Origin of the sequence: Yoonia sp. BS5-3, assembly GCF_038069655.2 — a bacterium.
Taxonomy (GTDB): Bacteria; Pseudomonadota; Alphaproteobacteria; order Rhodobacterales; family Rhodobacteraceae; genus Yoonia; species Yoonia phaeophyticola.
This window is the reverse complement of the sequence record NZ_CP150951.2, coordinates 742,526-767,564: the sequence shown is the minus strand read 5'-3', so window position 1 is coordinate 767,564 and position 25,039 is coordinate 742,526. Positions and strand designations below refer to the sequence as shown.

General features: G+C 54.3%; 21 protein-coding genes. 15 read left to right on the top strand and 6 right to left on the bottom strand.

Annotated elements, in window-relative coordinates:
• Window positions 1–6: 6 nt before the first annotated feature.
• From AABB29_RS03960 to AABB29_RS03930, 7 genes are all read left to right on the top strand, one after another.
• The gene (locus AABB29_RS03960; protein ID WP_341368184.1) at window positions 7–984 is read left to right on the top strand and encodes a tripartite tricarboxylate transporter substrate-binding protein; all 978 of its coding nucleotides are present in this window, start codon (window positions 7–9) and stop codon (window positions 982–984) included.
• 56 nt (window positions 985–1,040) lie between these two features.
• Window positions 1,041–1,523 carry a tripartite tricarboxylate transporter TctB family protein gene (locus tag AABB29_RS03955; protein ID WP_341368185.1) on the top strand — a complete coding sequence of 161 codons (483 nt, stop codon included), beginning with the start codon at window positions 1,041–1,043 and terminating at the stop codon, window positions 1,521–1,523.
• Between the two features lies 1 nt (window position 1,524).
• Window positions 1,525–3,036 (top strand): tripartite tricarboxylate transporter permease, encoded by a 1,512-nt coding sequence (locus tag AABB29_RS03950; protein WP_341368186.1) that lies wholly within the window; start codon window positions 1,525–1,527, stop codon window positions 3,034–3,036.
• A 251-nt stretch (window positions 3,037–3,287) separates the two neighbouring features.
• Window positions 3,288–4,442, top strand: a complete 1,155-nt coding sequence (locus AABB29_RS03945; RefSeq protein WP_341368187.1) for an ABC transporter substrate-binding protein — start codon at window positions 3,288–3,290, stop codon at window positions 4,440–4,442.
• A gap of 63 nt (window positions 4,443–4,505) precedes the next feature.
• Entirely contained in the window at window positions 4,506–5,567 is a 1,062-nt protein-coding gene (locus tag AABB29_RS03940; RefSeq protein ID WP_341368188.1) for an iron ABC transporter permease, read from the top strand.
• Window positions 5,564–6,337 (top strand): ABC transporter ATP-binding protein, encoded by a 774-nt coding sequence (locus AABB29_RS03935; RefSeq protein ID WP_341368189.1) that lies wholly within the window; start codon window positions 5,564–5,566, stop codon window positions 6,335–6,337. Before AABB29_RS03940 ends, AABB29_RS03935 begins: the two co-directional genes overlap by 4 nt.
• An 11-nt stretch (window positions 6,338–6,348) precedes the next feature.
• Entirely contained in the window at window positions 6,349–7,125 is a 777-nt protein-coding gene (locus tag AABB29_RS03930) for a class I SAM-dependent methyltransferase (protein ID WP_341368190.1), read from the top strand.
• Between the two features lie 142 nt (window positions 7,126–7,267).
• Here the strand turns inward: AABB29_RS03930 and AABB29_RS03925 are convergent, their stop codons facing one another.
• The 3 genes from AABB29_RS03925 to AABB29_RS03915 form a co-directional block, all read right to left on the bottom strand.
• The gene (locus tag AABB29_RS03925; protein ID WP_341368191.1) at window positions 7,268–8,059 is read right to left on the bottom strand and encodes a siderophore-interacting protein; all 792 of its coding nucleotides are present in this window, start codon (window positions 8,057–8,059) and stop codon (window positions 7,268–7,270) included.
• 82 nt (window positions 8,060–8,141) lie between these two features.
• The gene (locus AABB29_RS03920) at window positions 8,142–8,354 is read right to left on the bottom strand and encodes a hypothetical protein (RefSeq protein WP_341368192.1); all 213 of its coding nucleotides are present in this window, start codon (window positions 8,352–8,354) and stop codon (window positions 8,142–8,144) included.
• Window positions 8,335–8,892, bottom strand: a complete 558-nt coding sequence (locus AABB29_RS03915) for a hypothetical protein (protein WP_341368193.1) — start codon at window positions 8,890–8,892, stop codon at window positions 8,335–8,337. Before AABB29_RS03915 ends, AABB29_RS03920 begins: the two co-directional genes overlap by 20 nt.
• Before the next feature lie 346 nt (window positions 8,893–9,238).
• On the opposite strand from AABB29_RS03915, the gene AABB29_RS03910 reads away from it, so the two are divergent.
• From AABB29_RS03910 to AABB29_RS03890, 5 genes are read left to right on the top strand one after another with little or no spacing between them, the layout of a single operon-like run.
• Window positions 9,239–10,261 carry a D-cysteine desulfhydrase gene (locus tag AABB29_RS03910; protein WP_341368194.1) on the top strand — a complete coding sequence of 341 codons (1,023 nt, stop codon included), beginning with the start codon at window positions 9,239–9,241 and terminating at the stop codon, window positions 10,259–10,261.
• Between the two features lies 1 nt (window position 10,262).
• A complete protein-coding gene (locus AABB29_RS03905) occupies window positions 10,263–11,474 on the top strand; it encodes a DegT/DnrJ/EryC1/StrS family aminotransferase (RefSeq protein ID WP_341368195.1) in 1,212 nt (403 codons plus the stop codon).
• Entirely contained in the window at window positions 11,471–12,214 is a 744-nt protein-coding gene (locus AABB29_RS03900; protein WP_341368196.1) for an amino acid racemase, read from the top strand. The genes AABB29_RS03905 and AABB29_RS03900 overlap by 4 nt, the downstream gene beginning before the upstream one ends.
• A gap of 58 nt (window positions 12,215–12,272) precedes the next feature.
• A complete protein-coding gene (gene hisD / locus AABB29_RS03895; protein WP_341368197.1) occupies window positions 12,273–13,571 on the top strand; it encodes a histidinol dehydrogenase in 1,299 nt (432 codons plus the stop codon).
• On the top strand, window positions 13,564–14,589 hold the full coding sequence (locus tag AABB29_RS03890; protein ID WP_341368198.1) for a putative sulfate exporter family transporter: 1,026 nt from the start codon (window positions 13,564–13,566) through the stop codon (window positions 14,587–14,589). Before hisD ends, AABB29_RS03890 begins: the two co-directional genes overlap by 8 nt.
• A gap of 62 nt (window positions 14,590–14,651) precedes the next feature.
• On the opposite strand, the gene AABB29_RS03885 is transcribed toward AABB29_RS03890, so the two are convergent.
• Entirely contained in the window at window positions 14,652–15,572 is a 921-nt protein-coding gene (locus AABB29_RS03885) for a LysR family transcriptional regulator (RefSeq protein ID WP_341368199.1), read from the bottom strand.
• Window positions 15,573–15,822: 250 nt separating this feature from the next.
• Between AABB29_RS03885 and dctP the strand changes: the two genes are divergently transcribed.
• Window positions 15,823–17,067, top strand: a complete 1,245-nt coding sequence (dctP, locus tag AABB29_RS03880; protein WP_341369005.1) for a TRAP transporter substrate-binding protein DctP — start codon at window positions 15,823–15,825, stop codon at window positions 17,065–17,067.
• 280 nt (window positions 17,068–17,347) lie between these two features.
• Here dctP and AABB29_RS03875 read toward each other — a convergent pair whose 3' ends face one another.
• Window positions 17,348–20,227 carry an AAA family ATPase gene (locus AABB29_RS03875; protein ID WP_341368200.1) on the bottom strand — a complete coding sequence of 960 codons (2,880 nt, stop codon included), beginning with the start codon at window positions 20,225–20,227 and terminating at the stop codon, window positions 17,348–17,350.
• Window positions 20,228–20,448: 221 nt separating this feature from the next.
• On the opposite strand from AABB29_RS03875, the gene AABB29_RS03870 reads away from it, so the two are divergent.
• Entirely contained in the window at window positions 20,449–20,763 is a 315-nt protein-coding gene (locus tag AABB29_RS03870; protein WP_341368201.1) for an Os1348 family NHLP clan protein, read from the top strand.
• 543 nt (window positions 20,764–21,306) lie between these two features.
• Window positions 21,307–23,187, top strand: a complete 1,881-nt coding sequence (locus AABB29_RS03865) for a RiPP maturation radical SAM C-methyltransferase (protein WP_341368202.1) — start codon at window positions 21,307–21,309, stop codon at window positions 23,185–23,187.
• A 397-nt stretch (window positions 23,188–23,584) separates the two neighbouring features.
• Here AABB29_RS03865 and AABB29_RS03860 read toward each other — a convergent pair.
• Window positions 23,585–24,936 (bottom strand): IS3 family transposase gene (locus AABB29_RS03860; protein WP_341368203.1). Its coding sequence is split into 2 segments (ribosomal slippage): window positions 23,585–24,600 and window positions 24,600–24,936, totalling 1,353 coding nucleotides; the frame shifts between segments, so codons are not numbered across the junction.
• Window positions 24,937–25,039 lie beyond the last annotated feature (103 nt).

Below are 25,039 nucleotides of genomic sequence, written 5' to 3'. Positions count from 1 at the left end.
AAAATTATGACGAATTTTGCACTGGGCCGTCGTGCCCTTATTGCAGTTGTGGCCGCCTTTGGCTTGGTCGGCACAGCTGCTGCTGATGAGGTGGTCGATAACATCCACTTTCTAATTCCCGGCGGTGCCGGCGGCGGCTGGGACGGCACAGCGCGCGGCACAGGCGAGGCGCTAACCGAGGCTGGGCTTGTCGGTTCTGCATCTTATGAAAACATGTCGGGCGGCGGCGGCGGGGTTGCCATCGGCTTTCTGATTGAAAATGCCGAAAGCAACCATGACACGCTGATGGTGAACTCGACCCCGATCGTGATCCGTTCGCTGACAGGTGTGTTCCCGCATAACTTCCGCGACCTGACGCTGGTTTCGGGGACCATTGGCGACTACGCGGCCATCGTTGTGGGCAAAGACAGCCAGATCAACTCGATGGATGATCTGCTGGCGGCCTTTGATGCCGATCCAAATGGCACGCCTCTGGGCGGCGGATCGGTCCCCGGAGGGATGGACCATCTTGTTGCCGCAATGGTGATGGAAGCAGCAGGGCGTGACGCGCTGGCTGTGAACTACATTCCCTACGATGCAGGCGGCACAGCCATGGCAGCCCTGCTGTCGGGTGAGATCGCGGCCCTTTCCACCGGATTTTCCGAGGCTGTTGATCTGTCCAACGCAGGCGAAGTGAAGATCCTTGGTGTCACAGCGCCCGAGCGGGTTGATGCCGCGCCTGAGGCGATGACAATGGCTGAGCAAGGGATCGACACGACGTTTGTGAACTGGCGCGGTTTCTTTGCAGCCCCCGGTCTGCCCGAGGACAAGCTGACCGCTTATCAGGATGCCATCGCACGGATGTATGACACGCCCGAATGGGAAGAAGTGCGTGCTCGTAACGGCTGGGTGAATATCCACAATTCTGGCGATGAATTTTTGACCTTCCTCGAAGAGCAAGAACAGACCATCGGCGATCTGATGAAAAAGCTGGGCTTTCTCTAAATCACCATTGGGTCAGAGCACTGCTCTGGCCCGCCTATTTCCGGGGAGGGGAAAACATGGCACTTGATCGCTGGATCGCGCTTGTCTTGCTGGGGGTTTGCCTGGCTTATGGCTATGCCGCCTGGTTTACGATGGATGGCAACCTCGCCCCATTCATGCAACGTAACCCTATCTGGCCCAGCACCTTTCCCAAGGTTCTGTCGGTTCTTGGGATGATTGCGGCGCTCATCATTCTTTTGGGTATCGAAAAGTCAGAGCCGAAAACAGCCGACATCGATTACCGCCGCCTGACAGACTATCATCTTGGCCAGGCGTTGCTGCTGCTAGGGTTGATGGTGGTCTATGCGCTATGCCTGCGACCCGTGGGTTTCTTAATCTCGACCTCGGCATTTTTGATCCTTGGGTCTTTCATTCTGGGCGAGCGTAAGTGGCATACTATGCTGCCTGTTGCGCTGATCGCGACGATTTCTGTTTGGTATCTGATCCAGGAAGTCCTGGGTATCTACATGCGCCCATTGCCTGGCATTTTCGGAGGCTGACATGCTTGAAGGACTATGGATCGGCCTTTCAACGGCCATATCGGTGCAAAACCTGCTTATGGTGATCGCGGGCTGTCTGATCGGTACCTTTATCGGAATGCTGCCCGGGCTTGGGCCAATGTCAATCATCGCGATCATGATCCCGGTGGCCATTTCCATGGGGGATGCCTCGGCTGCGCTGATCCTGTTGGCGGGGGTCTATTATGGCGCGATCTTTGGCGGATCGACCTCGTCCATCCTGCTCAACGCTCCGGGGGTGGCGGGCACAGTGGCCTCAAGTTTCGACGGCTACCCGATGGCGCGGCAAGGCAAGGCGGGCAAGGCGTTGACCATCGCTGCCATCGCCAGCTTCGCGGGCGGCACCATCGGCGCGCTGCTGCTGATGATCTTCGCACCTGCGCTGTCCTCGGTCGCGCTGTTGTTTCATTCGGCGGAGTATTTCGCGCTGATGGTCGTCGGCCTTTCTGCCATCGCGGCCTTTGCAGGGACAGGCCAGGTGGCCAAGGCGATGATAATGACAATTCTGGGATTGATCATGGCCACGGTCGGGGAGGGGGCGTTGTTCAACCAACCGCGCTTCACCATGGGTATCATGGATCTGCAATCGGGGTTCGGCTTTATCACGCTGGCCATGGCGATGTTCGCATTGCCAGAGGCGCTGTTTCTTGTGCTCAAACCGAAGGACCTCAAAGGCGACAATGGTGAAATCAAAGAGCTGCGCATCACCAGACAGGAAGCCAAAGCCATCGCGCCAGTCATCGGCAGGCAGTCTTTGCAAGGGTTCTTCATTGGCGTGCTGCCGGGGGCAGGGGCCACCATCGCCAGCTTTCTGGGCTATGCGGTCGAACGGAACATCGCGCCCAAACATGAGCAAGAAGAGTTCGGCAAAGGCGCCATCAAAGGCCTCGCCGCGCCTGAAACCGCCAACAATGCAGCTTGCACTGGGTCTTTCGTGCCGCTGTTGACGCTCGGTATCCCCGGCTCAGGCACCACGGCGATCCTTTTGGGCGCGCTGATTGCTTTGAACGTCACGCCGGGGCCGCGGTTGATGCTGGATGAGCCGCAGATTTTCTGGGCGGTGATCATGTCGATGTTTATCGGGAACCTTGTGCTGCTGATCCTCAACTTGCCGCTGATCCCCTATATCGCCAAAGTGCTGGCGGTACCGCGCAATTACCTGATCCCGTTCATTTTGTTTTTCACGCTGATGGGAGCCTATATCGGACAGAATAACGCGACAGAGCTGTTGCTTCTGGTCGGTTTCGGCATCTGCGCAACAGCATTGAAATTCGCAGACTACCCGCTGGCGCCGCTGCTGATCGGCTTCATCCTTGGCGGGATGATGGAAGACAACTTTGCGCGGTCCATGCAGCTTTACAACGGGATCAGCTTCATCTGGGAACGGCCCATGACCTTGGGGCTGTTGGTGACGGCGGCCCTGCTGGTGGTCCTGCCAAGCTATAGGGCACGGCGAGCCAGGGCGCGGGCGGCGGGCGTTGCGGAAGGGGACTAAGTCGAACGCCGCGTCCGTCGCCCTGAAGGCGGCTGGGAACATCGCCCGAATTCACGAGGCCAAAACCATAAAAAGTTTAGCGGACGCGCCGCGTCGTGGCGGCCTGCTACTTAGCCTTTCACGGTTTCAGCCGATCTTTTGCCTATATGTGATGGAAACACCGTAGCGAAATATTCTTGACAATTTTAATAAGTTAATGTCTCAGTCACGCTGGGCATGGCACGGCCATGACATCAAAACAGGAGAGACCCATGATTGTCAGATCACTGACGCGGGGTCTTTGCCTCGCTGCCGCAGCTACGACGCTTACCATCGCGTCCGCCACGATCGCCACCGCAGAGACCATTACTGTCACCGACATCGCAGGCCGCGTTGTTGAAGTTGAAAAAGACCCATCCAATGTGGTGATCGGCGAAGGCCGTATGATCTATTCGCTCGCGCTGCTCGATCAGGATAACCCATTCCAGCGTATCGTCGGCTGGAAAGATGATATGGTGAACTACGACCCGGACGCCTATCGCAAATATCTTGAGGTCTTCCCAGAGATCGCTGATTTGCCAAGCTTTGGTAGCCCCTACACCGATGAATGGAACCTCGAAGCCGTTATCGCGTTGGACACTGAAGTGGTTCTGATGAACCTTGGCAACCTGCTTGCTGCGCAGGAAAGCGGAATCATCGAGAAGCTGGATGAAGCGGGCATCGCAACCATCTTTGTCGACTTCCGTCAGGATCCAACACAGAACACCGTGCCCAGCCTGCAACTACTTGGCCGCATTTTTGACCGGCGCGACGAGGCTGATGCCTTTGGGGACTACTACCAAGAGCAGATGAAGCTGATTTATGCCCGCGTGCAGGAAATCCCGGATGAGGACCGCCCTGTTGTCTTTGTCGAACGCGCGGCTGGCTATAACCCGGCCAATTGCTGCAGCACTTTTGGCTCAGCCAATTTGGGCCGTCTGGTCGACCTCTCTGGTGGGCGCAACTGGGGCTCGGCCAAAACGCCTGGGTTCTCAGCGTCTGTCAGCCTAGAAGCGATTTTTGCGGACGATCCAGATGTGATCATCGGCACTGGGGCAAACTGGGCCGAGGCTAATCCTGCAACAGCTGCGGTTCTGTTTGGCTATGAAGCTGATGCTGCAGCAGTTCAGGACCGTCTGGCCGCCCTTGCCGCGCGCGAAGGCTGGCCAGAGCTGTCAGCGGTACAGAACGGTCGTTTCCATTCTGTCTACCATCAGTTCTATAACAGCCCTTATCACTTTGTGGCTATGCAGGCTTTTGCGAAATGGCTGCATCCGGATCTGTTCGAAGACGTTGATCCAGACGCCACAATGAAAGAGCTTCACGATGAGTTCCTGCCCATCGATTACTCTGGCGTATTCTGGGGAAGCCTGGCGTCAGATAGCTAAGCTATGCTGACTATTGGTGGCCTCGCAGGATTGCGGGGCCACATGCTTTTGGAGGGCTCATTCGTGACAATAGACGTCAATCCCGCAGATATGCGGCAGGCCTATACGGCTCAGGTGATGCGCCGTTATGCCATGATCGCCTTGGTCTCAGCGCTGCTGCTTCTGAGCTTTTTTCTGGATGTGGCGACGGGCCCTGGAAAATATGATTTGTCGACTGTGTTTGACGTTCTGACGGATCCGCTGTCGCATGGGGTACGCCTGAAAGTCATCGTCTGGGGTTATCGTTTACCTGTTGCCATCACGGCGGTTCTTGTGGGGGCTTTGCTGGCCGTTGCGGGCGCGCAAATGCAGACAATTTTGAACAACCCGCTGGCAGAGCCCTTCACGCTGGGCGTCTCGGCCGCCGCCAGCTTTGGGGCCTCTTTGGCCATCGTGCTTGGGGTCAGCGTGATCCCCGCTGTTGGTCCGCTTTTGGTCACCGTGAATGCGTTTTTCTTCGCGTTGATGACCTGCGGATTTATCCTGCTGGCGACCCGGCTGAAGGGCGTTGGGTCCGAAACGATGATCCTGTTTGGGATCGCCATCTTTTTCACATTCTCGGCGCTATTGGCACTGATGCAATACATGGCGTCCGAGGATCAGATTGCCCGGATCGTTTTCTGGATGATGGGTTCACTCAGCCGGGCGAGCTGGGAAAAAATCTCGCTCGGGGCGCTGCTGCTGGCGGTCGCGATCCCGTTCAGTCTGTACCGCACATGGCCCATGACCGCGCTGCGCATGGGCGAGGCTACGGCCGAAAGCATGGGCGTGGACGTGGGGCGCTTGCGGGTGGAGATGCTGATCTGCGTGTCGCTCTTGGCGGCAACGGCAGTGTCTTTTGTGGGCACAGTGGGATTTGTCGGTCTGGTGGGGCCGCATATCGCCCGTCTTCTTGTGGGTGAAGATCAACGCTATTTTGTCCCGCTGTCGGCGCTTGTGGGTGCATTGGTTTTGTCACTGACATCGCTGATTTCCAAATCGATCACTCCCGGTATCATCTATCCGATTGGTATCATCACTTCGCTGATCGGCGTGCCTGTCTTTATCTCGATCATCCTCAGCGCCCGGCGGGAGAAACTGTCATGACACTGAGTATCGAGAACATCAAAGCCGGTTATGGTAAAATCAATGTGCTCAAGGACTTGTCGGTCCCTGACATCGAAGGGGGTTCCTTCGTCGGGCTGATCGGGCCGAATGCCTCTGGCAAATCGACCTTTTTCAAAACGCTTGCGGGGCTGATCACGCCAAGCGCGGGGAAGATCTTGATTGGTGCGGATGATGTCACATGGCTGCGCCGCCGGGATCGTGCCCGCCGGATCGCCTATATGCCGCAGGCCTATGGGTGCAATGCGTTGCTGAGCGTGTTTGAAAGCGTGCTTCTTGCGCTCAAGCAGACCACCGGCTGGCGTGTGGAAAAGGACAATCTTGACCGCGTGTCCGACACGCTGAATGCTTTGGGGCTGGCTCATTTGGCGAACCGGGGGATTGCTGATTTAAGTGGCGGGCAGGCGCAGATGGTCGCTGTGGCGCAAACGATCGTCCGTGCGCCCGAGGTTGTTCTGCTGGATGAACCGACAAGCGCGCTTGATTTGCATCACCAATTGTCGATCCTGACATCGGTACGGAGCGAAATGGGTAAGAAAAAACCGGTTGTAATGGCCGCGCTGCATGATCTGAACCTGGCCGCAAAATTCTGCGACCGGTTGGTTCTGCTGCGCGAAGGTGTGATCCTTGCTGATGGCCCTCCAGATCGCATTCTCGCCTTGCCGGAAATTGGCGAGACTTACAGGGTTGAGACCGATCTTGAACGTACGAAACGCGGCGCGCTCTATGTTGATGCGCGGCTGCCGGCATGATGGAACGCGGTATGAACTTTGATCTCAAAGAAGAAATTCGCGCCTATTGGTCAGCACGGGCCGAGAATTTCGACGAAAGCCCTTCGCATCTGATTGAGGAACGCTATGGTCTGCCCGAGTGGCAAACACTGATCCGCCGTGCCGCGGGCGTCGGGGATACGGGCGATCTGCAGGGCAAACGCGCCCTTGATATCGCCTGCGGGACCGGCGAGATCAGCCGCGTGCTATGCCGTTTGGGCGCAGAGGTTTCAGGCCTCGATTTTTCAGAAACCATGCTGGGCAAGGCACGCGAAAAGTTGACGGGTCAAAATTGGTCCCCTGTTTTATGTGATGCGGAAGATCTCAAAGGTGTGCCTGATGAAAGTGTCGATTTCGCCATAACGCGGCATCTGACCTGGACCCTAACAAATCCGCTTGATGCCTATTGCGAATGGCACCGCGTCCTGAAACCGGGCGGGCGGATGCTGATCAACGATCACAATTTTTCTCTACCGTTTTCGACCTGGCACCGTTTGAAAAAGCGGCTGGCCAATTTGCTGAAGCCTTCATCGGACGGCGTCAACATCGACGCAGAGGCCAACGCAGCCATTCGCGAACGTCTGTATTACAAGGGCGGCCTGACCAAAGAACGGCTGATCGAAGATATGCAAAGCTGTGGGTTCGCGTTTCAAGAAGAGCTTGATCTACGTCCCATCTACAGCAAAGGCATGCAGACCTGGCCGATGGCCGAACGGCTGCGACAAAGCGCTGAAAACCGCTATTCACTGGTGTTCGAGAAGGCGCTGTAGCGCACAAATCCGTCTAACCATCGGACACTAAGACGCCACGACGGATGAGAGGCATACCAGTCCAGAAATCTGCTGCGTCATATCTTGCCTCATCCACAAATGCGCAGCGGGTTTGCTGCGTTCTGTTTGGTTATGATGAGGTTTAGGCGGTCGCCGCTTCAGCACGTTTCACTTCCTGATGTTCATCCTCGACAAGGCCGATTTTCCAATAGCCCGAGATATAGGCGTTCTCCTTTGGGATGCCGCGTCTCGACAGGATTTCTGTGCGAAGCGCTTTGATCATGCCGCTTTCGCCTGCGATACACGTTTGCACACTGCCTTCAAATTTGGGCAGCGCTTCAATGAGTTTGATCGATTGCGTGGCCGGTTGGTGAGGATCAGGATGGATCAGCCAATGCAGCTCAACCCCATCCGGATTGTTAACATCTTGTCGGTCTTCCGCGCCCGTCACCTCTAGGAACGCGATCCCTTTTGCATCTTTCGGCATGGCTTCAAGCGTGGCGGCAGCAACGGGCAGGGCAGACATGTCCGCCGCAACGACGTAGAAATCAGCGAAATAGGTTTTCAACTTGATTGGACCAGGTCCGGCAAAACCGCAGACGTCGCCGGGCATACATTTGCGCGCCCAGGCTGAGGCGGGTCCGGCATCGCCATGATCGACAAAGTCGACATCCATTTCGCCGACAGCTGGACGGATATATCGGATCGTATAGGTTCGCACCGTCGGTCGGGGGCCTTCGCTCAACTGTTGCAGGAAATCGGTTTTTGACTGATCAATGCTTGGAAGAAATATCTTGCAATGGGCACCTTCAATGCCTGCAGGCAACTCTTTGACCCACTCAGCGGCTAAGGTGACACGGATCATGTTCGGCGTGACATGGCGCCGGGCGATCACATCAAGCGGACGAAGCGGTTTTTTGGGTGGTGTTGCCATTGCAGGGTCTCTTTCAGATAGTTTGGCTTCAATTAAAGGCTTTTCGAACACATCGTCTATCCGGCTAGATATACGAAAATCCCTATGCTTGTTTGCGGTCGGGTGCAGAAGAAACGGGCAACCGGGTGACATCATCGGGCAACGTGTCCGCAGGTACATCTTGTGTAGGTCCCGATGATTTGGCCGGAAAATGCAGCTCTGCTTCCAGCGCCTTCCGCAACCTCGGGTTCAGGCCGACACCGGTGACGCGAGACATGGCGTCCACGGCCAGCAGATTAGAAAAGAGCTGTTTCATGGGCATCTCCTTGCCATTGACTTTCTTCTTCAGCCAATGCTGCGGCCAGATCGCAAAATGCAATCATTGGATTGGTAATATCGGCTCCCTCGCACAGCATCATCAACTCGGTTTGGGCTTTGCCGCTCTGTCCCGTTCGCGTCGCCTTGATGACAGCCATCAAGCGCCGTTCATGTTCGGTCAAGACCGCACTGCAGGTCGGACATTCGACAGAGTTGAAGGAAAAGATCGAATGTCTGGCAAAACGCATCGCTTGCAACGCATTCAACAATCGGACGCCAATAACAGGCCCCGCATCCGGGCCGAAATGTGCCTGCGCGAGCATCAGGCTGTTGATCCAGCACGTGGATTCAGGCCGGGCAAAACTTTCGAAATAGAGCCGTGCCAGCGTTAAAAGTGTCTCTTCGCAAAAGTCCAGATCTGCTTCACTGCGCCAGATTTCTTTGTCTGACGGACACCTGCAGCAAGGCTTTGCCTGTGTTGACCCCATGTTCATATACTCCTGTAGACAATGTGCCTTTGGTGTCTGGCGATGCATGAGTAATACGGGCTGGACTGGATCATCGAATTTTATCTGACTTTTTTTGTCGGAAAATGCAAGTCCAATGCTCAGAACGACCGTCTTCTACCGATTTTTTAGGTTTGGGTTGGTAGATGCGTTCTAGATCGCCGCTTTGATGACATGAATGCGCCGCCGCTTCACTGCCAATTTGCCACTGCTCAAAGAACGCGGATCGTTACTCGTTCACTGCAAGACGGGAGCAGCATCGTTAAACCTCTTTAGGTTGGGTAAGTTGCAACACTGTAAACTTGTCATGAGAAAATAGAATTTGACGGGGCTTGGTCGTTGAGAAAAAAACGATTTAAGCAATTTGGAGTTTCTCATGCATCTCGCCCGCTACCCCCGAAAATTCTTGGCCCATCTTCCCACTCCGCTAGAACGTTTGGACCGACTAACCGCCGAACTCGGTGGCCCTGAGATTTGGATCAAGCGCGATGATTGCACAGGCATGTCCACCGGCGGCAACAAGACCCGTAAGCTTGAGTTTTTGATGGCTGAGGCCGAGCTGCAAGGCGCGGATATGGTCATGACCCAAGGTGCGACCCAGTCCAACCATGCCCGCCAAACAGCGGCTTTTGCGGCCAAGATGGGGATGGGATGTCACATCCTGTTGGAAGATCGTACCGGTTCGAACAATTCCAATTACAACAATAACGGCAACGTGCTGCTTGATCATTTGCATGGCGCAACGACCGAAAAATTTGCCGGCGGTTTGGATATGAACGCGGAGATGGAAAAGGTTGCAGATCGCGTGCGTGCCACGGGCAAGAAGGTGTACACCATCCCTGGCGGTGGCTCTAACGCCACCGGTGCGCTGGGCTATGTCAATTGTGCCTTTGAGATGCTGAACCAGTTTAATGAGCGTGGTTTGAAAGTTGACCATATCGTGCATGCGACTGGTAGCGCGGGCACGCAGGCTGGATTGATTGCGGGGTTGAAGGCGACGAATGCGCAAATTCCGCTGCTGGGCATTGGCGTGCGCGCACCCAAGCCGAAGCAGGAAGAGAACGTGTTTAATCTGGCCTGCGCAACAGCTGATAAGCTGGGTTGTTCCGGCGTTGTCTCTCGCGAAGATGTTGTTGCGAACACGGATTACGTGGGCGAAGGTTATGGCATTCCGACCGAAAGCGGCTTAGAGGCGATCAAGATGTTTGCCGAGCTTGAAGCGATACTGCTGGACCCGGTTTATTCTGCCAAAGGCGCGGCTGGCTTTATTGATCTGATCCGCAAAGGCCATTTCAAGAAAGACGAAAAAGTCGTCTTCTTGCATACCGGCGGTTCGGTTGCCTTGTTTGGCTACGATTCCGCCTTTGACAACACAAGCCGCTGGCAAGCGGCGGCCTAAGATGCACAAGCGGTTTTCGGGATCGTTCACCCAGCAATCTGCCTTGCCCGAAGCCTCGCTTCGGGCGGCTGAGCGGGTGCTGGGCTCAGCAGCGCTACATCGCTATCAGACAGATGATGGGCAGCAGTCCGAAACCGCATGTCTGGAACAGGAATTCGCCAACTGGCAGGGGGCGGACTATTGCCTTGCCGTTGCGTCGGGCGGGCAGGCGATGCAGCTTGCCTTGCGCGCGGCGGGCGTGGCGATTGGTGATCCGGTTCTGACCAACGCCTTTACCCTTGCCCCGGTGCCCGGCGCTATCCGGGCTGTGGGGGCGGCCCCTGTTTTGGTTGAGATCACTAGGGATCTGGTGATTGATCTGGATGATTTGGAGCAGAAGGTAAAAAGCTCTGGCGCTAAGGTGCTGCTGCTATCCCATATGCGCGGCCATATCCCAGATATGACTGCAATCATGCAGATCGTACAGGCCGCTGATGTGACGGTTATTGAGGATTGCGCCCATACCATGGGGGCCACTTGGCAGGGCGAAAAGAGCGGGAATTTTGGCACCTTCGGCTGCTTTTCCACCCAGACCTATAAGCACATGAATTCAGGCGAAGGCGGGCTGTTGACCACGGGTGATCCAACGCTGGCCGCCAAGGCGATTATCATGTCGGGGTCTTACATGAACTATGACCGGCATGGCGCGATGCCGGGACCTATGTATTTTGCCGACGCAAAATATGACTGCCCGAACATGTCCGCTCGCATGGATAATTTGCGCGCTGCGATCCTGCGTCCCCAGCTTGAGCGCTTGGATGAGGCGGTCGCCGGTTGGAACCAGCGTGCTAAGCTGATAGCCGAAAAATTGTTGGGTCTATCCCCTTATGTGTATTGTCCCAAGGCGCTTGACGGGGCCATGCGCGTGGGCAGTTCGATCCAGTTTTGCCTGCCCGGGCAAACCGCCGCTCAATGTCAGGCGGTCGTCCGTGATCTTGCCACACGCGGTGTCGAGGTGAAGTGGTTTGGCCATGCCGAGCCGCATGGCTTTACCTCGCAACACAAGCATTGGCGTTACATGGATGCGCAGTCCTTGCCGCAAACCGATGAGGTGATCCAGACACTGTTCGATATGCGCGTCCCGCTGAGCTTTGATGAGGCGGATTGCCTGCTCATCGCAGATATTCTTGTCGAGGTGTTGCAAGCCCAAGCCATCGCAGGAGAGGCAGCATGACCCGCTGCGCTATTGGAATTCTGGGCGGCATGGGCCCGCAGGCGACCATTTTGCTGCAAGAGCGTCTGCTACGTGCCATCCCGGCGACGGATGATGCCGATCATATTCCGCTACTGATCGACATGAACCCGCAGGTGCCCTCTCGGATCAAATGGTTGATCGAAGGGCGCGGTGCTGATCCGGCCCCGGCCCTGGTGGCCATGGGCCGGCGGCTTGAGACGGCAGGTGCGGCGGCCTTGGCGATGCCTTGCAATACCGCTCATGCTTTTGCTGATGATATTGATGCCGCAACCGGTATTCCGTTCTTGAATATGCCGCAGCTTGCCGCCGGTTTTGTGGCCTCAAAAGTGCCCGAAGGCAGCGCGATTGGCATTCTTGCCTCGCCCGCGACGCAAAAGACGGAATTGTTCAAATCCGTGCTGGCCCCTCATGGGCTGACGGCACTCTATCCCGAAGATGATGCCCCCTTGTTGGCCGCGATCAAACAGATCAAGGCAAGCGGCCCGTCCTCATATCATCAAACTTTGCTGAACCAGGCGGCAGACACGCTGGTTCAGCGCGGAGCTGTCGCGATTTTGGTCGGATGTTCGGAGTTTTCCTTGCTGAGCGATCAGATTACAGCGAGTGTGCCGGTGATCGACACGATGAACGTGTTAACCCAACAGCTGGTGGATTTTGCCAACATATATTCGGGCAATCCGCCAGAACAGGTGCCTAGCTCATCAAGCGCATCTTTCTAAACACGATAAGAATTTCCGGGGCCAATGCAGCCCCACGCCAACAACAGGGGCCAAGACTATGTCTCATACTTATTTAAAAAAAGCGCTTCGGACCGCGGAAAGCGATGCGGGTGATGTGCGCGAAATCGTGGAAAAGCTTCTGCAGGATATCCACGCAGGCGGTGAAGGCATGGTGCGCGAGCTCGCGCTGAAGTTTGACAAATGGGACGGCGATATCGTCGTCTCGGCCGAGCAGGTTGCGCAAGCGGAAACCCAAGTGCCTGAGGCGTTGAAACGCGACATTCAGTTCGCCCACGACAACATCCGCCGTTTTGCCGAAAAGCAACTATCGACCATACAGGATTGCACCCTTGAGGTCGTTCCCGGCTTTTCGGTGGGGCAAAAGCAAATCCCGATTGAGGCTGCAGGCTGTTACGTGCCGGGTGGCCGGTATAGCCACCTGGCCAGCGCGATCATGACCGTCACCACCGCGAAGGTCGCTGGCGTGAAACATATCACGGCGGTCTCTCCTCCTCGTCCGGGCGTCGGTATCCCGCCGGCGATCCTCTATACGCTAAACCTGTGCGGCGCAGATACGATGCTGAACCTTGGCGGTGTCCAGGGCATCGCTGCTATGGCGCAGGGCCTGTTTGGATGTCCCAAGGCGGCGATTCTTGTTGGGCCGGGCAATCAGTTCGTGGCCGAAGCCAAGCGCATCCTTTTTGGCGAGGTGGGCATTGATATGTTTGCTGGTCCAACCGATAGCCTGATCATCGCTGACAAAACTGCAGATCCCGCGCTTGTGGCCGCCGATTTGGTGGGTCAGGCCGAGCATGGGTATAACTCGCCTGTCTGGCTGATCACAGATGATGAGATCTTGGCCAAAGATGTGATGGACCGCGTACCAAATCTGATCGCAGATCTACCTCAGTTGAACCGCGTCAATGCGGAGGCCTCATGGCGCGATTATGCTGAGGTGATCTTGTGCTCTGACCGGGATGAGATGCGAAAAGTGTCCGATACCTACGCGCCTGAGCACTTGCAGGTGATGGCTGATGATCTGGATTGGTGGCTGAATGCGCTGCAAAACTACGGATCGCTTTTTCTAGGCGAACATACGACCGTGGCCTTTGGTGACAAATCAGCCGGTACAAACCATGTTCTGCCAACCAGCGGAGCTGCGCGCTATACAGGCGGCTTGTCCGTGCACAAGTTTATCAAAACGGTCACCTGGCAGCGCGCAGATGCCCAAGGTATGCGGCCGGTGGCTGAGGCGACAGCCCGCATTTCCCGGCTTGAAGGTATGGAAGGTCACGCCCGAACTGCTGTAGACCGCCTGCAAAAGTACTTTCCCGGTGAAGAGTTCGATCTTGGATAATAAACTGACGCGCAGAAAGCTTGACCAACTTTTTGGTTGGGCGGAACTGCACCTGCGATTGAGCCACTGGAAAGGCGTCGCCGTTGCCTTGATGGTGGCGGCAACGGCCACCTTCCTGTCAGAGCATTACGGCGCGCCAACCATGTTGTTTGCGTTGCTTATCGGGCTGTCGTTGAGTTTTTTAGCCGAGGTGCCCGCCTTGGAAGGCGGGCTGAATTTCACGGCCAAGACGGTGCTACGTCTTGGTGTGGGCCTTTTGGGCATTCGCCTAGGCTTCGAGGATGTCCAGGCCATCGGCGGGACATCTATCGCGGCTGTTTTTGGCATGGTCTTGGCGACTTTGCTCTGCGGTTTAGTGCTCTCATATGCCATCGGTCGCAAGGTCGCATTTGGCATCCTGTCAGGCGGCGCGGTCGCAGTTTGCGGTGCCTCAGCGGCGCTGGCGTTTTCGTCAGTTCTGCCAGATCGAGAAGATCGCGAAAAGGACACGGTACTGGTGGTTATCTCGGTCACTGTTTTGTCGACCATGGCCATGGTGCTCTACCCGATCTTGTTTCAGTATCTGGGCTACGATGACCTACAAACTGGCTTTCTGATCGGGGCGACCATCCACGACGTCGCACAAGTTGTCGGCGCAGGCTATTCGGTCAGCGATGATGCCGGGCTAACTGCGACGCTGGTGAAAATGCTGCGTGTGGCCGCGTTGCCAGTCTTGGTGCTGGCCATTCATCTGATGTTCCATGACAGCCAATCCAAGAAATCCCCGTTCCCATGGTTCCTAATCCTGTTTGTGGCTTTGGCCGTGCTCAGATCGGTTGTGGATGTCCCCGAACAGATCATCCGTGTTGTCTCGGAGGCAGCGCGCTGGATGATGGTGGCAGCCATTGCGGCCATTGGGCTACGCACTGATCTTGGATCGGTGTTGCGGGTGCATCCGTCGTTGATGGTCATCCTAGTGCTTGAAACCCTATTTCTTCTTGGACTGGCCCTGCTCTTCACCGACTATTTCCTGAACTAAAGGATTTCGTGGCGGGCACGGCCGTATCGGCGATGAAATTCCGACTTTGGCCCAATTGGGGGCTAGCCCAATTCTAATTCAGGATCGTTTTTCATCGCTTCCCAGAATTCCTCGGCTTTGGGCGGCAGATCGCGTTTCATGCGGGCGACCACGACGTTCAGCTCAAACCCAGGCAGCAAATGGTCCATCGGGGTAAAGGCTCCGCTGGTCAGGTCTGATTTGGCAATCAGGTTTGGCAGCCAGCCGACGCCCAGACCCTGTCGCACAAACTCGATCAGAGCCAGACTTAGCCCGGTTTCAGCCACGCGGATAAGCTGGACCGATTGGTTTGAGCGATTGGCGAGAAGGCGTTGCAGAACTTCGCCTAAGAATATTGATGACGGATAGGCGACCATCGGCAGCGAACCGTTGGCCGGTTCCGGGGCAGCGGCATCTTCAAACTCTGGCGCGAGCCCGGTTTTGATTACAGGCATGAATTTCTCGCGGCCTAGAACCAGTCTTTCGCTGTATTCGGTGTCAATTTCGGGGTCTTCGCCGACGATTTCGTAGATCAAGGCAAACTCGGCCTTTTGCTTGAGAATGGCCAGCAAGCATTCGCTTCTCCGGCCGGACTTGATGCGCGCACTGGCATTTTGTCCAAGGGTAGAATGCATCAAAAGCTGCGGCGCAACCGAGGCCGTGAGGGCGTGCTGGCAGATTAAAGTGATGCGTTGGTTGAGGTCCACCTCAGGCTCTGCCAACAACTGGCGTACGCGGCGCAGATCAGCGGCAGCCGCGCGTAGTGTGGGCAGGATATCCCGCACATGGCGTTTCAATACGATAGGTTTTTTGGTGCGATCAAACAGCTCGCATCCCAAGGTTTCCTCGATCATTCGAATGCGCCGGGTGAAGGCGGAGGGGGTCAAAAATCGCGCTTCAGCGGCGGTGTTGAACGACCCCATTTCCGAGACCGCCAAAATATCTTCTATCCACTCAAGTCGCATGGGCCAATCTTGCAGAAATGGAAACTTAGTTAATGTTTTTCGAACTCGAGTTAGCGCTCAGGTCTGACGGATTGAAGTATAAGCAACTAGAGACTTACAACAAGATCAATTAGGCACTGCTTGCAAGGCCCTGAAATGGCTTTGCGAGATCTGTTTCTGGATGCGAACTGTCGCCGTATTTGGCGGCGCAACTGGTCCGAATACTGAGGAGTACTCCCCCATGAAATCCTTTAAATTTGGTTCCACCGTGATGGCGGCTGCAGCCGTTGCGGCGATCTCATTCGCGGCGCCGGCAGCGGCAAAAAACTTCAGAATTGCCGTTGGCGGCAGCGTTGGCAGCACGCAAGAAGTTGGCGGCCTGGCGTTCAAAGAAAAGCTTGAACAACTGTCTGGCGGTGAACATACAGCCACCCTGTTTCTGGGCGGTCAGCTGGGATCTGCGCAAGACACAGTAAACGACGCGGCGATCGGTACACTGGATATGTCCATCCTCGCCATCAACAACATCACGCCGTTCTCCCTGCGGGTGGGTGTTCTGTCGCTGCCTTATGCGATGCTGAGCCCGGAAGACGCGGAAACCCTGACCCAAGGGCCCATCGGTGAAGAGCTGATCGAAGACGCCGGCGTGCGCATCATCGGCTGGACCTACGCTGGTTTCCGCCGCCTCACCGACTCGCAACGGCCAGTGCGCACAGTTGAAGATTTGCAGGGCCTCGTGATCCGTGTTCCCAAGAGCGAGATCATGGTCGATACTTACAGGGCTTGGGGCATCAGCCCAACCTCAATGGCATGGTCCGAGACCTTTGCGGCCCTGCAAACCCAAGTTTTTGATGGTCAGGATACTCCCTACATCACCATCAACGCGATGAAGTTCTACGAAATCCAGCAATATACCACCAATCTGTGGTACTTGTTCCTGATCGAGCCACTCATCGTTTCAGAGCAGGTGTTCCAGGACCTGTCCGAGAAAGATCAAAGCATTCTCCTTGAAGCGGGGCAGGCGGCAACTGAGGCTTCGGCGCAATATCTGCGCGATCAGGAAGCCGCAATACAAGAGCAGCTTGTCGTAGAGCACGGGATGGAAATCGTGGACGCAGCCGATGATGAAGCTGAATTCATTGAATTGGCAACGTCGGCGGTATCGATGGACCCGCCACTCGTACTTTGGCGCCTTGCCCGAAATGCTGCAAGCCTCCCCGAATACCTAGCGCACCCGGGTTTCGCGATTAACATCCAATCAAGCGAACAAGCAGACCTGTGCAAACTCTTTGCGAACCCAGAGAGGGATCGGTTTGCGGCTCTGAATTGGCACTCAGGCGTGAACGGAGTGCCCGTTTTGTCGGGATGCGCGGCAACAATCGAATGCGGAACACATGTGGTCTATGACGGTGGTGACCACGAGATCTTGGTGGGCCGGGTCATCAAACACACCGCAAACGATCGTGTGCCTCTTGTTTTCGGAAAAGGGCGGCTTGGGGCGTTCGAAACCGCGTGACCTTTTCCGGTTGGTGAGATGAAAACACGTTAATCTCCCGAAATTGGTCCCTAGGCGCATTTTCACCGCACATAAGCCTCAATAGTCGATTTCCGCTGTGTGAGAATTCAATGTCAGCTGTGCGAGATACCCCAGACTACGAAAGCCACCACCAGCTTCGCAGTAATCTCGTTGGCTTTTTGAACCCCTAAAACTTCGCAAGGCACCCGAAGACGGCATATGGCCTCACGCATTATAATACATCTGCAAAATCTGGACTCGAGAGCCAGATCAAGTCATCCTAAATTCGATCCACTAGATGCCGGGACTGAACAACTAGTAGTCCTCGATAGCCATTTTTCTGGCACAGATCCACTAATCGTTCACTGATCTTTTGGTTCTGGCCGGATGGGCCAAGATGTTCAGAGATTTCAAGTTCAGCGGCCAGTAGATGAGCAAGGAAGACCGTCATGCCCGCAGGTTCCGCAACTTCCTTTCCCATAACGAGAGATTTTCTAGCGGCGTCCATCTGTCCCAAACCGGCGTAAGATCTCGCTAGTGGAGCCGACAGAAACGCGCGAAGAACATCAATCTTTGCCGTTTCACTTGTCTCAAGCGCAAATGTGAGGCGGTCGCAACTGCTTTTGTAGTCGCCTTTATGCAAGGCAAGAATACCCAACGAAATAGCATGAAACGCGATATCATATGGTTTCTCGGTTTCTCGTAAAAGGGTTTCCATCCGGTCACAAACCAAAGCGGCCTCTTCGAAATCCCCCATCAAACTTAATGCGTTAGCATGCGTGCCTGTTCCCAAGACTGACACTGTCCCGTTCGTTCCGGTGGTGAGGCGGTCGGTCTCTGGCACGTAAAAGCCCTGGTAAGTATCAGATATTTGCGCCGATTTTTCAAAATCTCCAGTAAACCAGTAGGCTTGGGCGAGAGCAAATGCTGCTTTCGCAATGAAACCCGGCGCACCACTTTCTACGGCGGCCTCAAGCTTTTCATGCCCAACGGGGATGATGGCGGCAACATCGGACATGATTGTCTTCATGATAACTCGGTCGATACCGGCACCCAACGCGGAAGCGTCATCCCCGATCTCTAGTGCCAGGCTCTCAACCTCACCAGTGATTTCAAGGATTCGAGAAACCCGCGCCTTGGGTCCATATACGAAACGTAAGCCCTGACGGGCTTGCATGTTCAACTTTGCAAGTTCATGCGGATCGGTGTCGATTTGATCAGCGCAAAAGATCGATCTCTGAAAGTGATTTATTCCATCATCAAATGCAGCACGTTCCAGTGCCAGATATCCACAAACAATATATGTTTTGCTTGCATCTCTCCAACGTTGCGACTTCTCGGCATGGAATGCAAGAGAGCGCATCGTCGACAAATTTGTAACGCTGTTCAGGCTCTGAATGATGTCTGCAAAAAGACTGTGCAGATGTCTTTGTCTTCGTTTGGGGAGCGTGGAGTACGCGACTTGCTGGATCAGGGCATGATGAAATCTGGCCACAGGCGCATCGACGTTTTCCAAGATACCAAGCTGAGCCAGAGATGCTAACGAACGCATATCCTCCAGCCCCTCTTGAAGCAGTAGTCTTTTGAGTAAATCCACGGAAAACTCCGTACCCATTACAGCCGCGATTTGAAGTGTTTGCCGGTCCGCAGAACTTAGACCATCGATACGTTGTGCAATCAGCGGCTGCACACTGTCAGGAACCTTGAACCCCTGCCCAACAGAGCCGGTGTCCGGAATACCCACGGCCTTCAGGTTCCGAATGATCTCTTCAATGAATAGCGGTGTTCTGCCGCAGATTTCTTCCACGAAAGCGCTTAGATCAGCGCTATCGCTTTCCTGATTAAGCAGCGTGCGGACAAGGTTGCGGCTTGATGGGTCATCCAATGGCCCAAGAATCAGATTTTGTACGATTCTATCTAAATCTGGTGGAACGACGTTCATCGTACGGGATGTCATAATGACCATCAACTGATGGTCGGAAACAACCCGGATCAATTCCAGACAAAGGGCCATGGTGTACTGGTCCGCCCAATGCATATCTTCAAAAACCACGACAAGTGGCTTCTGCTCGGCCATACCAAAAATGATGGCAAGTAAAGCTTCGACAATGGCCTCCTGCCGAACCTTTTGCGCCAGAGACACCCAAGCCTGATCATCACAAGCCGAATGAAGTACCGATTGCAGGGCACCGACATGTTTCCGATAGAAAGGAGAATCCGTGTCGAGATACACGCTTACCCTATTTGTAAAATCTTTGATGCGGTCTGATAACGACAGGTCCAAGGATTGACTGATTGCCCGTGTCAGCGGTGCATACGCAACCTGCTTGTCCAGCGCATTGGCATTGATTTCCAGAACCCGAGTATTGGTATTGTCTTTGGCACCCGTGAATTCATGCACAAGCCGGGATTTCCCAATGCCAGCTTCTCCGACAACCATGATCGCCGATCCTGTCCCACCTTTGGCACAGGCCCAAGCCTCGTTCAACATTTTGAGATCTTTTTCTCGTCCCATGAAGGGCGAGAGACCTTGGCCGGCCCGCATTCTCCACCGGGACATGGCCTGATCACGATTAGTGATTTCGTAAAGCGGTAACGGCTGATTGACACCGCTGACGATGGTTTCGCCAATCGGACAGCTATGAAACATCTCTCCAACGCTCTCGACAACCGCCTGCGATACCGCAACCGTATTGATACGTGCTGCGGATTGTATCTTGTTGGCCAAATGAACAACCGGGCCGCTCAATGTCAGCTCGTCAAAATTCGCGTGCGACAGGTTGCCAAAGAGAACCGGACCACTGTGCAAGCCAACTCGAATATCAACGCGCTTCGTCTTCATTTTGGACACACGGTCGATGACTGCAAGCCCGGCTTCAACCGCTCGAATGCAGTGATTTTCATCTGCCACCGGGAACCCAAAAACAGCCAATGCCCCATCTCCGACATACTGTACCGAAGCGCCAAATTCTTCGCAGGTATCCATCATCAACTCGACCGCGGGGCCCAGCCGGTCAAGTGCGTCTTCAGGTTCAAGATCTTCAATCAGGGCGGTCGATTGCACAATATCAATAAAGGCAATCGTGCAGATCTTTCGTTCACGCGCCTCGATATGCATGTTGCGCTTGCGCGGGATGGGCGTTTTCGCGCGATCAGACACGCTTTACCTCCGTGTCGGTGAAGTTGGCACAGGTTAGATTGGCTACGGACCATTGGACGCGAAAGCCAGTAAGTCGGGTATCACAATATCATTCTTAATCCACCGATAAGTACAGGAAAATATTGACCTCGATGTTTGGGCAAGCACTCCATTGACGACCGTAGGGCATCGTTGCTAACTATTATCCATAAGGACAATTTCGTGGCTTGAAGGGATAATTGATGGCTGATGGCGAACACACTCATGCGAACAAACATCTCACGCTGGACGAGGTTCAGACTATCATTGGTCGCGCAATCGTCGATGAGAGTTTTCGCGACGAATTGACGAATAACCCTGAGAAAACTTTAAAAAAACTGGGAATAAGTACTCTGGTTGGAGGGGATGTTGATCAAAAATCAGTTGAACTGATCAGAGCCATCGCTGATGCGTTCAAAGAGACAAACACAGACACAAGTTTGAAAGAAGTGCTTGAAAAACTGAGAAGTTCTTACCTTGACTCCACAGATGGTATTATCAGGTCTCGCTGTCTTTAACCATAGGGGGCGGTGATGGGCTGATGCAGTCAGAGCTTGATCGCGTCCACCCCGTTTCTTTGCAGTTTACGTCCCTGCAATACCCCAGTTTAGGTGTTAGTCTGGTCGCAATAACGTAGCGATAGGGCGAAATGCGTTGTGACATCAACTATTTCGTTTGATCTACCATAGCGGTTTGATGATATGGTTGTCGGTCCGATGGGTATAAGAGAAAGCTCGCCACAACTGAGGCAGGGCGCACCAATTTAAGGTTGATTAGGTTCTTAAAAGGCAATACCACTCCAGATAGTTTTAATCATATGTAAGGCTTCTTTATGGCGAATAATTATTCAAGTGACCGCAGCACTGTAACACAACATAACGCCTCTTTAGATCGGTCGGACTCTGGGAGTGCGCACCTTACGCTGAGCGATGTTCTGACAGCCACGGAGTTGGCAATGTTGGATAACGATTTAAGATCCGATCTTGGAAAAGCAAGGAGAAATTACCTTCAATCAGCTGACGGAATTATAGGGTCTCGTTGCGCTTGATGCTGAGGTATGGATGCTTGACCTGACGGGGATGAAAAGCGTACAGCTTGTTTCTCTACCTTTTACGTCCCTGCAATACCCCAATTTAGGTGTTAGTCTACTTGCGACAGCGTTGCGACAGCGCGGTATGAATTGTGACATCAGCTATTTCGCCTTCGATTTTGCCGAAAAGATCGGAATAGATAACTATCTGCTCCTTTCGCATGAAAAGCTCTACCAAGCCTTCTTAGGAGAATGGATTTTTTCAAACCTCGTGTTTGATCGACCCGACTCCTTGGACATCGATTATCTGACAGATGTGTTGCCGGAATTTGCCAACCCTCTGGAAGCTGTATTAATCACAAATGTGGCTTTGACCGCACGGCAAGCAACGCACAGTTTCATTGATAAGTGTGCGCAAGACATTGCCGCAAAAAATCCAGCTCTGGTTGGGGTGACCACATCCTTCCAACAAAATATGGCCTCCATCGCTTTTGCTATGGCGCTCAAGTCGCATGCGCCTGATACGACGATCATCTTCGGCGGTGCCAATTGTGAGGCCGAGCTTGGCCAGAATATGCTGGATCGTTTCGACTGCATTGATGCCGTGTGTAATGGTGAAGGCGATGCCTCGTTTCCAGCGTTTGTCAAAGCCTTTTCCCGTTCAAAACCGTTGCCGGACATACCGGGAATTGCGATACGAGGCCGTAAGCCGAACAAGCAATCCGGCAGCATGATTGCAGCCCTTGATGATCTGCCTATTCCTGAATTTTCAGATTTCTATGAACGCTTTGAACAAACACCCGGGCTTGGCGAAATGTTGAAACCTGCCCCGACGATTGAGACCTCTCGCGGCTGTTGGTGGGGCGCCAAGCACCACTGTACGTTCTGTGGCCTCAACGGCAATGCAATGACCTACCGGAGCAAGTCACCTGATCGCGCATTCGAGGAGTTCCACAGTCAGGCAAAAAAATATGGATCTGACTTTGTCGTGGTGGATAATATTCTGGACTACACCTATTTCGACAGCCTGCTTCCAATGTTGCGAGAAGATCCAACGCCTTATCTTATGCATTTTGAGGTCAAATCAAATCTGTTCCCTAAACATATCAATGCATTAGCTGAAGCCGGTATCCGAAAGATACAGCCTGGTATCGAGACGCTGGACAGTGACATTCTGAAACGAATGAAGAAAGGTGTGACCGCTCAACAGAACATTCAAACGCTAAAGCTCTGCGCTCAGGCAGGAATCTATGTTGACTGGGGTTTTATCTTTGGTTTCCCGGGCGAAGACCCTCAGAGCTATGATCGCATGGCAGAAATCATGCCATTGCTGCATCACTTGCAGCCGCCAGCTGCCTTCGCACCAGTCCGGGCAGATAGGTTCAGCCCGTACTTCACCAATCCCACCGATCATAACATTCAATTGGCTCCGGCCAAGCCTTACCAATATATATACGCTGACGTAGGCGATGATCTGAGCAAATTTAGTTATCACCATGAGATGATCGCTGAAGATATCAACAACGCGAAATCCTATACCACCCGCGCAAGAGATGCAGTTAAGAGCTGGACTTCCCAACATTCGAGCGCCAAGTTCTACATCCTGGATGATACTTGCTCCGAGATGACATTGGTGGACAGTCGTATGAATGAGGCGGAAAAACATTTGCATCTCAACAAGCTGGAATCTGATATTGTCAACGTTTGCACCTGCATTATAGGGCGAAATCGTTTAGCCGCGAAGCTAGTGCCGTATTCTGAAGAGCAGCTTTCTGCTGCGATTGCCCGACTGTTGCGTGACGGTGTACTTCTGGCTGAACGGAATTCACTGCTGGCATTGCCGTTGCGAACTGGTCGCTACAAACAGGCACCCGAATGGACACAAATCCGCGCAGAAGTTCTGCAGACGTGATTACAAAGCTTCTTCCAAGTCGCGGAGAGTTGTCGGGTTCGGTTTAGCGCACCCTATAGAATATTGCATTGGGCAGAGGCGTTCATCCAGTTGCTTGGCTGGGTCGTATCGGCGCTTGCCCGAAGGGGACGGTTGCGCCTTCACCCTGATGTGACGCTGTGACGTTCGATCTAAGGATCCAGAATTTCTCTGGTAGGTTGGAGCATCGGTCTGTCTCGATTAGGGATTTTGTTGGCCTGTTAGGGTCGGTTTGGCAGGCCTGCGTGGTGAAGAGAGTATAAGCGCGCTTTTCCAGCAAACCAAAAACAGCCTTTTGCGCCTCTTGTCCGTCGTCAGGGATTTTGGGACAGATGGCTGCCTAACCTAAGAGAGGGTCTGGCGCATCTGGCTGTCGTGATTATGCGGCGGATTTGCGGTGAAGCAAGCGTCGCGTTTCGATGGTCTTTCGCTTGATCCTTTCTCGTTGTTTCAAAATAGTCTCCCCGCGCCCGAAGTAGACATCGGCAGGCGTGAGGTTCTGCAGGCCTTCGTGATAACGCCGGTGGTTGTAGTGATCGACAAAGGCATCGATCTGTTGTCTGAGATCACCGGGCAGGTAGTAGTTTTCAAGCAGAATGCGGTTCTTTAGCGTTTGATGCCACCTTTCGATCTTGCCCTGGGTTTGCGGGTGATATGGCGCACCTCGAACATGATCCATCTTCTGATCTTCCAGCCAATCAGCCAGTTCGCCCGAGATGTAGCTCGACCCGTTGTCACTGAGCAGGCGCGGCTTGTGCAGCACCGTCGCCTGATCGCAGCCCGAAGCCTGCAGCGCGAGGTCGAGCGTATCGGTCACATCTTCGGCCTTCATCGTTGTGCAGAGCTTCCAGGCGATGATGTAGCGGCTGTAATCATCGAGGATAGTGCTGAGATAGAACCAGCCCCATCCGATGACCTTCAGATATGTGAAGTCGGTTTGCCATAGCTCGTTGGGACGCGTTGTCTTTTCTTTGAACTCGTCGGCGGCTGACAGAACCACATAGGCCGGGCTGGTGATCAGATCATAAGACTTGAGGATGCGATATACGGAAGCCTCTGACACAAAATACTTTTCTGTATCAGTAAACTGAACGGCCAACTCGCGCGGAGACAGGTCGCTTTCCTGCAAAGCCAGGTCCCTGATCTTCTCTCGAATGGGCTCGGGAATGCGGTTCCAGACCCGTGACAGTATCGGACTACGATCGTCAAGCGCCTCGGGGCCACCTGACATATACCGGTCGTACCAGCGGTAGAAGGTGGTCCTGGGAATCCCCAGCTTGTCCAGGGTTCGCTTGATCGGGAGATGCGAGCCTTCGACCAGGCGAATGATCTCCAGTTTCTCAGATGCGGGGTACCTCATTCGTCGTCCTCCCCATCCCCGAGCATGCTTTTTTTGAGCAGCCGTAGCTCCAGGGCTTGTTCAGCGACGACCTCTTTCAAATCACGGGATTCCCGACGAAGGTCTTTGACTTCGGTCGACGTCGCTGCACGGGCCGTGTCGCCAGCCAGACGCTTCTTGCCCGCTTCAAGGAACTCTTTGGACCAGCTATAATACAGGCTCTGAGCAATGCCCTCTCGACGGCAAAGCTCGGCAATGCTGTCCTCACCCTTAAGGCCGTCCAGCACGATCCTAATCTTCTCTTCGGCGGAATACTGTTTGCGCGTCGCACGGCGGATGTCTTTGACGACCTTATCACCGTGGCTCTTACGTGTTCCGGGTTTCTGTCTCATCTCCACTCCTTGGTGGTTACGATGTGCCAGAAACCCTCCCTTATCAAATCGGCCTAAACTGTCCCATAGGCGCTGACGTCAGACAAGATCAACCGTGACGATC